The 13621-nt window shown below is 62.4% G+C and carries 16 protein-coding genes; 4 read left to right on the top strand and 12 right to left on the bottom strand.

The window, feature by feature from the left end; all coding sequences use genetic code 11:
• Positions 1-115: 115 nt before the first annotated feature.
• From FJ960_RS22960 to FJ960_RS22905, 12 genes are all read right to left on the bottom strand, one after another.
• Complete coding sequence (locus FJ960_RS22960; protein WP_140716966.1) at positions 116-391, bottom strand: sarcosine oxidase subunit delta; 276 nt, start codon at positions 389-391, stop codon at positions 116-118.
• A gap of 14 nt (positions 392-405) precedes the next feature.
• Positions 406-1659 (bottom strand): sarcosine oxidase subunit beta family protein, encoded by a 1254-nt coding sequence (locus FJ960_RS22955; RefSeq protein WP_027142254.1) that lies wholly within the window; start codon positions 1657-1659, stop codon positions 406-408.
• 38 nt (positions 1660-1697) lie between these two features.
• On the bottom strand, positions 1698-3005 hold the full coding sequence (gene glnT / locus FJ960_RS22950) for a type III glutamate--ammonia ligase (protein WP_140507959.1): 1308 nt from the start codon (positions 3003-3005) through the stop codon (positions 1698-1700).
• Between the two features lie 32 nt (positions 3006-3037).
• A complete protein-coding gene (locus tag FJ960_RS22945; protein WP_015318914.1) occupies positions 3038-4366 on the bottom strand; it encodes an FMN-binding glutamate synthase family protein in 1329 nt (442 codons plus the stop codon).
• 6 nt (positions 4367-4372) lie between these two features.
• Positions 4373-5074, bottom strand: a complete 702-nt coding sequence (locus FJ960_RS22940) for a GXGXG domain-containing protein (protein ID WP_246672909.1) — start codon at positions 5072-5074, stop codon at positions 4373-4375.
• A 25-nt stretch (positions 5075-5099) separates the two neighbouring features.
• Positions 5100-5996, bottom strand: a complete 897-nt coding sequence (locus FJ960_RS22935; protein WP_140716964.1) for a glutamine amidotransferase family protein — start codon at positions 5994-5996, stop codon at positions 5100-5102.
• A gap of 84 nt (positions 5997-6080) precedes the next feature.
• Complete coding sequence (locus FJ960_RS22930; RefSeq protein ID WP_140716962.1) at positions 6081-6410, bottom strand: hypothetical protein; 330 nt, start codon at positions 6408-6410, stop codon at positions 6081-6083.
• Positions 6407-7096 carry a hypothetical protein gene (locus FJ960_RS22925; RefSeq protein ID WP_181174294.1) on the bottom strand — a complete coding sequence of 230 codons (690 nt, stop codon included), beginning with the start codon at positions 7094-7096 and terminating at the stop codon, positions 6407-6409. Before FJ960_RS22925 ends, FJ960_RS22930 begins: the two co-directional genes overlap by 4 nt.
• A gap of 44 nt (positions 7097-7140) precedes the next feature.
• Entirely contained in the window at positions 7141-8541 is a 1401-nt protein-coding gene (locus tag FJ960_RS22920) for an APC family permease (protein ID WP_140716960.1), read from the bottom strand.
• A 14-nt stretch (positions 8542-8555) separates the two neighbouring features.
• A complete protein-coding gene (locus tag FJ960_RS22915; protein ID WP_027142261.1) occupies positions 8556-8717 on the bottom strand; it encodes a hypothetical protein in 162 nt (53 codons plus the stop codon).
• 32 nt (positions 8718-8749) lie between these two features.
• Entirely contained in the window at positions 8750-9127 is a 378-nt protein-coding gene (locus FJ960_RS22910) for a hypothetical protein (RefSeq protein ID WP_023771056.1), read from the bottom strand.
• Positions 9128-9138: 11 nt separating this feature from the next.
• Positions 9139-9426 (bottom strand): hypothetical protein, encoded by a 288-nt coding sequence (locus FJ960_RS22905; protein ID WP_140507945.1) that lies wholly within the window; start codon positions 9424-9426, stop codon positions 9139-9141.
• Positions 9427-9713: 287 nt separating this feature from the next.
• On the opposite strand from FJ960_RS22905, the gene FJ960_RS22900 reads away from it, so the two are divergent.
• The 4 genes from FJ960_RS22900 (at position 9714) to FJ960_RS22885 (ending at position 13576) form a co-directional block, all read left to right on the top strand.
• Positions 9714-10847: an aminomethyltransferase family protein gene (locus tag FJ960_RS22900; RefSeq protein WP_140716958.1), complete on the top strand. Its 1134-nt coding sequence runs from the start codon at positions 9714-9716 to the stop codon at positions 10845-10847.
• Positions 10848-10885: 38 nt separating this feature from the next.
• On the top strand, positions 10886-11482 hold the full coding sequence (locus tag FJ960_RS22895) for a dimethylamine monooxygenase subunit DmmA family protein (RefSeq protein ID WP_027142264.1): 597 nt from the start codon (positions 10886-10888) through the stop codon (positions 11480-11482).
• Entirely contained in the window at positions 11479-12444 is a 966-nt protein-coding gene (locus FJ960_RS22890; RefSeq protein ID WP_140716956.1) for a PDR/VanB family oxidoreductase, read from the top strand. The genes FJ960_RS22895 and FJ960_RS22890 overlap by 4 nt, the downstream gene beginning before the upstream one ends.
• A gap of 91 nt (positions 12445-12535) precedes the next feature.
• The gene (locus FJ960_RS22885; protein ID WP_140507937.1) at positions 12536-13576 is read left to right on the top strand and encodes a DUF3445 domain-containing protein; all 1041 of its coding nucleotides are present in this window, start codon (positions 12536-12538) and stop codon (positions 13574-13576) included.
• Positions 13577-13621: the final 45 nt, after the last annotated feature.

Here is a 13621-nt window from a genome sequence, read left to right as displayed (position 1 = left end):
CTGCAACGCTGGCGATTGGCGAAACCGGCGATGGCAGCGCCCCTCTCCCCGTCCCTATACGGGGAGAGGATGCCGGCAGGCAGGTGAGGGGCAGCGCCGAGTTCGATAGGAAACCTCATTTCGCGACCTGCCTAGCGCCGGCACCTGCCGCTGGTTCGACCGCCGAAATCTCGTGCGTCAGCGTGTTGCGGGTGACTTTCAGCCAAGCCCGGCAACCGCCGCCGTGATACCAGTTCTCGTCCATCACGCCGGCGATGTTGTCGCGCAGATAGACGTAATCGTAGACCTCACCTTCCGATGCTCCAGCTGCCGGCCGCACCGGCTTGGCGTCGCCGAGATAGGTGAATTCGCCGAGTTCGCGTTCGCCGCAGAAGGGACAGGTGATGCGCATGGTTCCAGCCGCCTTCAGTGCAGGTTCGGTTGGGCGCCCTGGCCCTTTTCGTCGATGACAGCGCCAGACCGGAACCGGTCGAGACGGAAGCGGGCGGCCTCCTCATGCGATTCATCGCGGGCAAGCAGATGGGCGAAGACAAAGCCTGAGCCAGGTGTCGCCTTGAAGCCGCCATAGCACCAGCCGGCGTTGAGGTAGAGCCCGTCGACCGGTGTCTTGTCGATGATCGGCGAACCATCCATCGACATGTCCATGATGCCGCCCCATTGGCGCAGCAGGCGCACGCGGCCGATCATCGGCATCAGCGCCATGCCGCCCTCGCAGACATCTTCCATGACAGGCATGTTGCCGCGCTGGGCGTAGGAATTGTAGCCGTCGATGTCGCCGCCGAAGACCAGCCCGCCCTTGTCGGACTGGCTGACATAGAAGTGGCCGGCGCCGAAGGTCATGACACCGGGAATGAGAGGCTTGATCGCCTCCGAGACGAAGGCCTGCAGCACATGGCTTTCGATCGGCAGCCGCAGGCCGGCCATTGCCGCGACGCGAGACGAAGAGCCGGCTACTGCCATGCCGACCTTGCCGGCGCCGATCCTGCCGCGCGACGTCTCGACGCCGGTCACCTTGCCGTTGGCGTCCCTAACAAAGCCGGTGACTTCGCAGTTCTGGATGATGTCGACGCCGAGTTCGCTGGCAGCGTGGGCGTAGCCCCAGGCCACGGCGTCGTGCCGCGCGGTGCCGCCGCGCCGTTGCAGCAGCCCGCCCTGCACGGGAAAGCGCGCATTGTCGAAATTCAGGAACGGGATCATCTTCCTGACCGCCGCCAGGTCGAGCAGTTCGGCGTCGATACCGTTGATGCGCATGGTGTTGCCGCGCCGCGCATAGGCGTCGCGCTGCGCGTCGGAATGGTAGAGGTTGATGACGCCGCGCTGGCTGACCATCGCGTTGTAGTTGAGGTCCTGCTCCATCCGCTCCCACAGCTTCATCGATAATTCGTAGAAGCCGGTATTGCCGGGCAGGCCGTAATTGGAGCGAATGATGGTGGTGTTGCGGCCGGCATTGCCGGAGCCGATCCAGCCCTTTTCCAGCACCGCGACATTTTTGATGCCGAACTCGCTGGCCAGGAACCAGGCGGTGGCCAGCCCATGGCCGCCACCGCCGATGATCACGACGTCATAGCGATCCTTCGGCGCGGCGTCGCGCCAGGTGCGTTGCCAGTTCTTGTGGCCGGAAAGAGCGGCGCGGGCGAGCGAGAAGATCGAGTATTTCATAAAATTATTCCAAGGCCGCTCGCCCTACGCGTTGGAGCTTAGATATCCAGCGTGTGGTCGCGCTCCCACTGCGTGAAGTGCGAAGCATAGGAATTCCATTCCTGGTGCTTCAGCTTTAGGTATGCCGACGAAAATTCCTCACCCAGCGCCGCCTTGAGCGATTTGTCGTGGTCGAACTCGCGCAGCGCGTCGAGCAGGTTGAGCGGCAGTTTCGGCGCATCCGTGACGGTATGGCCGAGCTGGTACATGTCGATGTCGTAGCGCTTGCCGGGATCGGCCTTGGAGCGGATGCCGTCGAGGCCGGCGGCGATGATGACGGCCTGCAGCAAATACGGGTTGGCCGCGCCGTCGGGCAGGCGCAGCTCGAAGCGGCCCGGCCCCGGCACGCGCACCATGTGGGTGCGGTTGTTGCCGGTCCAGGTCACCGTGTTCGGCGCCCAGGTCGCGCCCGAAATGGTGCGCGGCGCGTTGATGCGCTTGTAAGAATTCACCGTCGGATTGGTGATCGCGGCAAGCGCCGAAGCGTGCTTCATGATGCCGCCGAGGAAATTCTTGCCCTTGGCCGAGAGGCCGAGTTCCATCGACTTGTCGGCAAACACATTGGTCTTGCCGGTCTCGTCCCACACCGAGATATGGGCATGGCAGCCATTGCCGGTCAGGCCCTGGAAGGGTTTGGGCATGAAAGTCGCGCGCAGCCCATGCTTTTCAGCGATCGACTTGACCATGAACTTGAAGAAGGAGTGCTTGTCGGCGGTCGGCAACGCGTCGTCGAAGGCCCAGTTCATCTCGAACTGGCCGTTGGCGTCCTCGTGATCGTTCTGGTAGGCACCCCAGCCGAGCGCCAGCATGTGGTCGCAGATCTCGGCGATGACATCGTAACGGCGCATCACCGCCTGCTGGTCATAGCAAGGCTTCGAAGCCGTGTCGTATTCGTCGGAGATCGCCTTGCCGTCCGGCGAGATCAGGAAGAACTCGGCCTCGACGCCGGTCTTGACATGCATGCCGTCGGCGGCTGCCTCGGCGATCAGCCGCTTCAGCGTGTTGCGCGGCGCCTGGCCGACCTCCTTGTCGTCCATGATGCAGTTGGCGGCGACCCAGGCGACTTCCGGTTTCCATGGCAGCTGGATGACCGAGTCTGGATCCGGCACCGCCAGCATGTCGGGATGCGCCGGCGTCAGATCGAGCCAGGTGGCGAACCCGGCGAAGCCCGCACCGTCCTTCTGCATGTCGGCGATCGCCTGCGCCGGCACCAGCTTGGCGCGCTGGCCACTGAACAGGTCAGTGTAGGAAATCATGAAATATTTGACGCCGTTCTCTTTGGCGAATGCGGCGAGATCGTTCCCCATTATAGTTCCTCGCTTATGTCTTTGGATGTGTTCTAGAAGCCGTTCTTTCCCGGTATCCAGTTGGTGCCGGCCAGCGGCACGCCGGCCATGGCGGCGGCCTCGATCGTCAATGCGACGAGGTCCTCGGGTTCGAGATTGTGCAGGCTGTTCTTGCCGCAGGCGCGGGCGATGGTCTGCGCCTCCAGCGTCATCACCTTCAAATAGTTCGCCAGCCGGCGCCCGGCGGCCACGGGGTCGACCCGCTTCATCAGTTCCGGATCCTGCGTGGTGATGCCGGCAGGGTCTTTGCCCTCATGCCAGTCGTCATAGGCGCCTGAGGTGGTGCCGAGTTCGTTGTACTCCGCCTCCCAGCGGGGATCATTGTCGCCGAGCGCCACGAGTGCCGCCGTGCCGATCGACACCGCGTCGACGCCGAGCGCCAGCGCCTTGGCGACATCGGCGCCGTTGCGGATGCCGCCGGAGACGATCAGCTGCACCTTGCGGTGCATGCCGAGATCCTGCAGCGCCTGCACGGCTGGCCTGATACAGGCGAGCGTCGGCTGGCCGACATTTTCGATGAACACTTCCTGCGTCGCCGCCGTGCCGCCCTGCATGCCGTCGACCACCACGACATCGGCGCCGGCCTTCACCGCGAGTGCCGTATCATAGTAGGGGCGGGCGCCACCGACCTTGACGTAGATCGGCTTTTCCCAGTCGGTGATTTCACGCAATTCGAGGATCTTGATCTCAAGGTCGTCCGGGCCGGTCCAGTCGGGGTGGCGCGAGGCCGAGCGCTGGTCGATGCCTTTCGGCAGCGTCCGCATCTCGGCGACGCGATCGGAAATTTTCTGGCCAAGCAGCATGCCGCCGCCGCCGGGCTTGGCGCCCTGGCCGACGACGACTTCGATGGCATCGGCGCGGCGCAGGTCGCGCAGGTTCATGCCATAGCGCGACGGCAGGTACTGATAGACCAGTTGCTTGGAATGACCGCGTTCTTCCTCGGTCATGCCGCCATCGCCGGTCGTAGTCGATGTGCCCGACAGCGTCGCGCCGCGCCCGAGCGCTTCCTTGGCCGGGCCGGATAGCGAGCCGAAGCTCATGCCGGCGATGGTGATCGGGATCTTTAGTTCGATCGGCTTCTTCGCATGCCGCGACCCCAGCACCACTGACGTGTCGCAGCGCTCGCGGTAGCCTTCCAGCGGATAGCGCGAAATCGAGGCGCCGAGAAACAGAAGATCATCGAAATGCGGCAGCTTGCGTTTGGCGCCGGCACCTCTGATATCGTAGATGCCGGTCGCCGCGGCGCGGCGGATTTCGGAAAGCGTGTAGTCGTCGAAGGTCGCGGATTTGCGCGGCGTCGTCGGCGGGTTGCGATAGGTCATGCTGCCTCAATACGCGTCGGCGTTGTCGATATTGAAATTGTAGAGCGTGCGCGCCGAGCCGTAGCGCTTGAACTCCGACGGCTTGACGCCGGTCACGCCGGCGCGATCCAGCAGACCCTGCAGCAACTCCAGATGCTCGGGCCGCAACTCCTTGGCAATGCAGTCGGCGCCCAGGCTGTCGACCTTGCCGCGTACGAAGAGCCGCGCCTCGTAGATGGAATCGCCCAGCGCGTCGCCGGCATCGCCCAGCACCACGAGATTGCCGGACTGCGCCATGAAGGCCGACATGTGGCCGATATTGCCGTGCACGACGATGTCGATGCCCTTCATTGAGATGCCGCAGCGCGACGACGCATTGCCTTCGATGACCAGCAGCCCACCCTTGCCGGTGGCGCCGGCATACTGGCTGGCGTCGCCCTTGATGACGATGGAACCCGACATCATGTTCTCGCCGACGCCCGGGCCGGCCGAACCATGCACGGTGATCGCGCTGCCCGAATTCATGCCGCCGCAGTAATAGCCGACGCTGCCGCGCACATCGATGCTGACGGGCTGGTCGACGCCGACGGCGACCGAATGGCTGCCTTTCGGGTTGAGCACTTCCCACGCCGTCTCGTTCGAGCCGGGAGCCAGATTGTGCAGCGCCTGGTTGAGTTCGCGCAGCGACAGGACGTCGAGGTCGAAGACGCGCGCATGGCTGTCGCGCATTGCCTTGGAGGTTGCCGGCATGAACTCAATGCTCCCAGAAATAGACGGTTGCGGGCTCCGGTTCCCAGACCCTCGCATTGTCTATGCCGGGCAGTTTGGTCAGCGCGCGATATTCCGAGCCGAAGGCGACATACTGGTCGGTCTCGGCCATCACGGCGGGCTTGCAGGCGATCGGATCGCGCACCACGCCAAAACCGTTCTTGGTGCCGACGACGAAGGTGAAGAAGCCGTCGAGGTCGGAGAGCGTGCCTTCCAGTGCCTCGCCGAGGTTCTTGCCATGGGCCATCTGCGAGGAAAGGTAGGCGGCCGCCACCTCGGTATCGTTCTCGGTCTCGAATTTCATGCCTTCGCGCACCAGCTCGCGGCGGACATTGTTGTGGTTGGACAACGAACCATTGTGCACCAGGCACTGGTCGGCACCCGTCGAGAATGGATGCGCGCCCATCGTCGTCACCGCCGATTCCGTCGCCATGCGGGTGTGGCCGATGCCATGCGTGCCGGTCATCTTGCGGACATCGAAGCGATCGACGACAGCTTCGGGCAGGCCGACTTCCTTGTAGATCTCCACCGCTTCGCCGGCGCCCATGATGCGGATGTCGGGCCTGAGCGACTGAAGGGCTTCACGCGCCGCGTCGACCTTGTCGGGCGTGGTCCTGACCACCGCGTGTGTCGATTTGACCGCAATGCTCACCGGCGCTCCGAGAGCCTTGGCGAGTTCGGCGTCCAGGCCGCGGAAATCGCGTTCCGGCTTCGGCGACTGGATGGTGATCTTGGCCTCGTTGCCTGATGTCGCGCCATAGATGGCGATGCCGGCGCTGTCAGGGCCGCGATCGCTGAGCGATACCAGCATCTCCGACAGCATAGCGCCGAGCTTCGGCTCCAGCGCCTTGTCCTTCAGGAAAAGTCCAACGATTCCGCACATGTCAGCCTCCCGACGTTTGTGACTAGAGATGATGTACCGAATGAAATCCTGGAATTCAATGGGATGAAAAAAATTTTCCTCTGATTACGTATGCGGCTCAATGCCACTCTGCGTATTATCGCCCTGCGGTCGGGCATTATGAGCCCATTTGGCGGTACGGATGCGGGCGATCTTGTAGGCGTCGAGGATCGACAGCGCATAGATCAGAAAGCCGCCCGCATGACGGCCGACGAAGCTCGCATCCGGCGGCGAAATCTTGGCGGTCACCCAGGCCAGGATGACCATGAAGAAAAGGAACTGCAGTCCGCGCACGGGTACGCCAAGAATGACATGACCGCTTGCCGGCAGCACGATTGCGGCGCCCATGACGAGATAAGGGCTCACGGGTGCCGGCGATGTGTTTGAAGTGCTCATGCCACCTGCCGTTCGCCTTGGTTGATGGCGTCCCGCAGCTTCGAGAGAGAGACGAGCAGCCGCTCGATCAGCGTCGCATCGATCCGCGTGTCACCGAACGCTGCTTGCCGGAAGACGCCGTAGCGTGCCCGCTCCGCCTCGGCCAGCAGCCACACGATGCGCACTCCGTTTGGCGTGATCAGCAGCTCCTTGGCGCGGCCATCCGCAAAGATTTCAAGATGACCGGCGATGATGCCTTGCGGGAAACGCGTGCCTCTGCGATCCGTCCGCAGCACCGCTTCGGCTGGAAATCCCGGAGCTTTCGGCAGCGTATGGTCCAGATGATCGAAATTGGAGAAGGTCGTCGGTGAGCCCGGCCGCATCATCATATCGAAAATGGCGGGTACCGCGACCTTCTCGGTGATCGAAACACTAAGCCAGCGCGCCGGCAGTTTCCGCGTCGCCAGCGTGTCGACGATGGTGCGCAACTGGACGCGTTGGCCGTTCCACGAACCTTCCCAGGTGATGACGCCGGCGGTGCCGTCCGAGACATTGGCCGCGTCCGCGACGACGGTGCGAATGCTGGCATCGTCGTCGGCGAGCGCTGCCGAGGCCCTGTCGCGGCTGCGGCGTGCCAGCCACGCAAAATGAAGGACGAGAGCCAGGACAATTGCCCCGGCAAGCAGTGCTGATGTCACTTCCGACATTTTTTCGTGCAAGGCCCGTCCGATCCTGGGCGGGCCTACTCCCATCAATAGCCCTGCGGCTTCGGCCACGGCATGGTGAACTGGTCGCCCCGCCGCACGAATTTGTAGCGGTAGAAATGGAACCACAGCGAGATCAGGAAATAGAAGGCGACCATGGCGATCAACTGCGAGCCGAAGCCGAGGAAGATGGCGAAGAAGGTCACCACGCACAGGCAGAACAGGACGATTGCCGGCAGCGGATGGAAGGGGTGCGTGTAGCCGCGGCGGATCGAGCCCAGCGGCCACTTCTTCCTGAACATCATGATGTTGATGCTCATGAAAGTGTATTGCAGCACGCCCGACAGGATCGAGAAGGTGATCGCCTGGTTGAGATCGGCGATGAATGCGAAGGCCAGTGCGATTGGCAGCAGGAACAGGATCGACCGGTAGGGCGTGCGGTATTTCGGATGGACCGCCGAAAACCAGCTCGGCAGATAGCGGTCGCGGCCGAGCGAGAACCAGGCGCGCGCCGCGTCGTTGATGCAGCCATTGGCGGAGGCAAGCGCGGCGAGCAGCGTCGCTATGAACAGAAGGTTCTCCAGCAGCGGGCTTCCGGTCAGCTTGCCGGCATCCCAGAGCGGATAATAGGTGATGCCGAGATATTCCCAAGGCATCAGCGAGGCGCAGACATACCAGGTCATGGCGGCGGCGATCAGAAGCGTGATCATGCCGGCCATGGTGCCGTAGGGCAGGGAACGTGCCGGCGAGCGCACTTCCTCGGCCGCCTGCGTGGTGCCTTCGATGCCGAGATAATACCAGATGCCGAACTGGAAGGCGGCGATGACGCCGATCCAGCCATAGGGCAGCGCGTTGCCTGGAGTGACCAGTTCGTTGAGCTTCAGCACCGCGCCTTGCGTCCACGGGCTGACCGAGAAGAACAGGACGACGATCGAGACATAGGCGATGGCCGTTATGACGAAGTTGACGTTGAGCGTCATCAGCACGCCGCGATAGTTGAGCCAGGCCAGAACCACGATGGTGGCGGCGATGAAGGAATTGTGGGTTAGCCCTTCGACTCCCGCCTTGGCGACGATGGTGTCGCCGAGCAGGATGGCATCGGACACTTCCAGCATCGTGTAGGCAAAAACCAGGAAGAGCGCGACGTTGAACGCCATCAGCGGGCCAACGATGTGCTTGGCCTGCGCATATTGGCCGCCGGCGGCGGCCACCGTCGACGTCACCTCGGAATCGATCATGGCCACCGAGGTGTAGAGCAGCCCGACGACCCAGCACACGATCAGGGCCGCCAGCGCGCCGCCCTTGTCGGCCGAGAAATTCCAGCCGGTGAACTCGCCGACCAGAACGATGCCGACACCGAGCGCCCAGACATGGGCCGGGCCAAGCACCCGAAGCAGCGATACCCGATCGCCGTGAATTGTGGTGGTGGTTTCAAGCGCGACCGTCATCGATCAATCCCCACTCAGATCCGGTGTTTTTCGGAAACGGCTTCAAGCTCGCCTTCGCGCGACGAGGTCAGAACGTCCTCGGAGTAGTTCGTATCGACCTTGAACCAGTCGTAGAGCATCCAAAGCGCGAGCACGATCGAGATGCCCCAGCATGCGTAAGAGAGTGCCACCCACATGATCGTGTCCCCAAATTCTTCGTCGTCAAACTCTATTTGTCGTCGAACTTTTCGTTGATGACATCGCGATATTCGCGGTCGGATGCCCGGAACAGGAACACGAAATAACCGATCAGCACGGCCGCCATGATGATCAGCGTCGGCCAGTCGATGATGTAGTGGAACCGGTTCTGGATGACGTCGTGCGCGGTCTCCGGCGTATAGCCGAGCTTTTCCCAGATCGACGCCATGGTCGGATTCTGCCCGAGCGCTTCCCAGGTCTTGGCATCGAGCGCATCGATGGATTTCGCGGCACCGGCAAGACCAAGCTTCAGCGGCAGCCACAGCGCCACGAAGATGGCGACCACGACAACGGCGATATCGAAGACTTGCCCGGCCTTGCTCTGCTCCGGCGGCGTATAGCGGGACATTGTTTCTCCCCTCAGGACTTGCGGTTGCGGGATGCGTCGGCGTTCTTGATGTCGAGCCCGTAGATGAACTCCTTGTCTTCCTTGTAGTGTTTGACCATCGCCAGGATGGCTGCCGTGTTGAAGATGAGCACCGCGGCGGCGGCCAGGGCGACGACGGCCTTGATGCCGCCCTGCGGAATGTATGGCCATGTCATGAAGAGGACGAAGAGGATCGTCGCCCACAGGCAGACGATCAGGAGCGCGGATCCGCGCAAGTCGGAGCGGTACAGCGCCTCGATGCGCTGCTGCAGGTCTGACATCGGTTTTCCCCTTCTTTGCCGACGTCCGGTTCCGAATCCACCGCCCGCCGCCCTCTTTCAAGAGAGTGAAATTTTTTTCATAAGTTCCGCCCGAATCTCGGACTTGTCAAGACCAATTTACGTTGCGTTAACCGCTCGTTTCGAGTGAACAATTTTGCCTGACAATGAAATTATTTGCTTCAAGGGGATTGCAGGCTTCCCGCGTTTGCGGTCAATATTCCATCCAAAGCTCCGGCCTCAGGCAAAGGAGCAGGGAACAGCAGGATTTTCGAACGGAGGACGAGCGGATGACGGCATCCTGGAGATTTTCAACCCTGGCGGATCGCCATCGCGCTCTGGGGTCGAAACTCGAAGACTGGAGCGGTATGGGGACCGCCTGGACCTACGACAAGGATGCCGATGAGGAATATATCGCCATCCGCACCAAGGCCGGGCTCATGGATGTTTCCGGCCTGAAGAAGGTGCACATCACAGGGCCGCACGCCTCGCATCTCATCGACCTCGCCACAACGCGTGACGTCGAAAAAATCTATCCCGGCAAGTCGGCCTATGCCTGCATGCTGAACGAAGCGGGAAAGTTCACCGACGACTGCATCCTCTACCGCACGGGACCGAATTCCTGGATGGTGGTGCACGGCTCGGGCACCGGCCACGAGGAACTGCAGCGGGCGGCGATGGGCCGCGACGTGTCGCTGCGCTTCGACGACAATCTGCACGATTTGTCGCTGCAAGGGCCGGCGGCGGTCGACTATCTGGCCAAGCACGTGTCCGGCATCCGCGACCTCAACTATTTCCATCACATGCAGACGCAGCTGTTCGGCTTCCCCGTCATGATCTCGCGCACCGGCTATACGGGCGAGCGCGGATACGAGATCTTCTGCCGTGGCCAGGATGCCGGCACGATCTGGGACAGGATCCTCGACGAGGGCAAGGGCGCCGGCATCATTCCGTGCCGCTTCACCACCCTCGATATGCTGCGCGTCGAGAGCTACCTCTTGTTCTACCCCTATGACAATTCGCAGAAATACCCGTTCGAGAACGAAGGCCCCGGCGACACGCTTTGGGAACTCGGGCTCGACTTCACCGTCAGCCCCGGCAAGACCGGGTTCCGCGGCGCCGAAGAGCACTATCGCCTGAAAGGCAAGGAGCGCTTCAAGATCTACGGCGTCCTGCTCGACGGCAGGGAACCGGCCGATGAAGGCGCTCCGATCTATCGCGACGGCAAAAAGGTCGGCGTGGTCACCTGCGCCATGTATTCGCCGCTGGTCGAGAAATCGATGGGCATCGCCCGGCTCGACGTCGACTGCGCGGTCAAGGACACCAAGCTCGAAATCCGCAACAAGAGCGGTCCCATCAAGGCGACGGCGCAGCCCTTGCCGTTCGACGATCCCAAGAAGACCAAGCGCACGGCGAAAGGCTGAGGCATAATCGACGAGGGGTTTCGAGGCACAAAGACAGAATGGCAGCCAAGACCATCATCAGCCGGCCGATTTACGGGACCTTGTCTCCGCAGCCCGGCACGCATCATCTTTTCCTAGCGGATGCGGAAGGCGCGCTCGCGATAACGGACATGGCCGCCAGGGCTCCGGGCGGGTTCTTCGACGGGGCCGAAATCGTCTTCATTCCCGGTCCTGACGGCCAATACGTTGCCGCTCTCGAAGCGTTGAAGCCGGCGCAATTGCACATCGCGCCGTCCTTCGCCAGTCTGCTGCCACGTCTGAGGCAGACGCTGACCAACGCGCATATGGGTCTGCGCCTCTATCTCGCCGGCACCGAAGGGCTGATCGGCCAGGCCATGCAGGTGGCGCTCGAAGCCGGCATCGATCATACCTCCATGCAGACCGAGCATCGCGGCTCGCTGGCAAGGCGCATGCAGTGCGTGCACTGCAAGGGCATCACCGAGAATGTCACGACGCAGCCGGCGACCTGTTCGCATTGTGGCCTGCTTCTGTTGGTACGCGATCACTATTCAAGGCGCCTCGCCGCGTTCCAGGGCGTCTGCATCAATGCCGAAGATCGCAGTGAAATTCCTCCCATGGAGGAGATCTTTCGATGAGCACCGGAACCACCAAGCTCGACGTCGTCGTCAGCGATGTCGTCCCGGTCAACGACTTGGTCACCCGTTTCCATTTTCGCCGGCGTGATGGTGAGCTGTTGCCGACCTTTTCCGGCGGCGCCCATGTCGTGGTCGAGATGCGCGATGGCGAGCGCACAAGGCTCAATCCCTATTCGCTGATGGGCTCGCCGCTCGACACGCGCGAATACACCATCTCGGTGCGCCGCGACGATGTCGGTCGTGGCGGCTCGCTGTTCATGCACAGGTCGGTCAAGCCGGGCCTGGAGATGGTGATCAGCTATCCCGTCAATCTGTTCTCACTCGATCTCAGGGCCAAAAAGCACCTGATGCTGGCCGGCGGCATCGGCATCACGCCGTTCATGGCCCAGACCGCGCAACTGGCGGGCGAAGGCGGCAATTTCGAACTGCACTACACCTGCCGCACCGCCTCGCTCGGCACCTATGCCGACGTGCTGCGGGAGCGCTACGGCCGTCGAGTCAGGCTCTATCACGATGACCGCGAGGAGCGCATAGAACTCGACCGGATGCTGTCCTCGCAGCCGCTCGGCACGCATCTCTATGTCTGCGGCCCCGCCGGCATGATTAACTGGGTGCGCGAGCGGGCTGCCGCGCTCGGCTGGCCGCCGGAGACAGTGCACTACGAGCATTTCGCGGCGCCGCAGCCCGGCCTGCCGTTCGACGTGATGCTTGCCGTCAGCGGCAAGACCATCCGCGTCGGCGAGCAGCAGAGCCTGCTCGAAGCCATCGAAGCCGCCGGCGTCGATCCGCCCTATCTCTGCCGTGGCGGCGTCTGCGGCCAATGCGAGACCAACGTCATCTCTTGTGACGGCAAGTTCATCCACAACGACCATTGGCTGAGTGAGGAAGACCACCGTTCGGGCAGGAAGATCATGCCGTGCGTGTCGCGCTTCGAAGGCCGGTCGCTGGTGCTGGAGCGATAGAGCATTTTGCAGCCAAGCTAGTACGCTTGGCGTCGCAGAAATGCGGTTAAAACAAAGAGATAGAGCGGGCATCCCCCTCTAGGAGGAAATCATGGGCATCACCTTTCGCAAGGAAACGTTCCGCGACGACTTCACCTTCAGGAACAGCCCTGAGCACATCAGGCGGTTTCCGTTCCCGTTCCACGAAGACAGCTACATGTACGCGGTCAACATCGAGCCGCATGTCGTCGGCCCGAAAGGCTCGGTGCTGGAGAACCTGATCGACGTCGACGAGCACTATGTCGCCGAGATGCAGGACCGCGCACTGGTGCTTGCCGAGGATCCGCTGCGCTGCCAGTCGCTGCCGCACATGACGCTCGCCGGCTGGGACCTGCTGGAACTTTTGATGGAGCAGCAGGCGCTGGGCTATCCCGAGCATTTCACGCTGACGCGCGATGGCGACCGCTGGCGCTGGATCAACCGGCCGCTCGGCATCGACGACACCTTCACCTTCGGCGACACCTCGACCTTGCCTTACGGGCCGATGGAATACATCACCCGCCAGAGCCAGGGCGATTTCTGCATACTCGACCAGCGCGACGGCAATCTGTGGATGGATGCCGGCATGGTCACCACCCAGGCCGACTGGTCGCTCGATTTCGACATCGGCATGAATTTCTTCGAGTGGCACGCCCCGGTGCCGCTGGCGCATGAGAAGGGAATTTTCGTCAGGGCGCTAAAATTTCTCACCAACATCCAGCAGGGCAAACCGGCCAGGCGCCTGAACTGGACGATGACCATCAATCCGCGCCTCGATACCAGCCCCGAAAATTATCACAAATGGGGACCGGACCGCACGACCGTGACGCCCGAGAATGTCGGCGACAAGGTGCATCTGCGGGTCGAACTGCAAAGCTTCTGGCGCCTGCCGCGCTCCAACGGCATCGTCTTCCCGATCCGCTGCTACCTGATCAAGATGGACGAGCTGGTGACGCAGCCGAAATGGGCACGGCGCCTGCACCGCGTGATCCGCGATCTGCCCGAGGAACTGGCCAATTACAAAGGCCTGACCCGGTATCGGTCGACGCTTGTCGAGTGGCTGTCGAAGCTGGATGATGGGAGTGCGACGAGCCCGGGGTTTGGGCCGGAATGAATTGCTGGTATTGGCGCTGCTCTCCACGTAACCAATCTCCCCCAC

The sequence above is a fragment of the Mesorhizobium sp. B2-3-11 genome, from assembly GCF_006442215.1.
In the GTDB taxonomy this organism is placed as follows: domain Bacteria; phylum Pseudomonadota; class Alphaproteobacteria; order Rhizobiales; family Rhizobiaceae; genus Mesorhizobium; species Mesorhizobium salmacidum.
The sequence above is the reverse complement of the archived record's forward strand: the minus strand, read 5'-3'. Positions and strand labels throughout refer to the sequence as shown.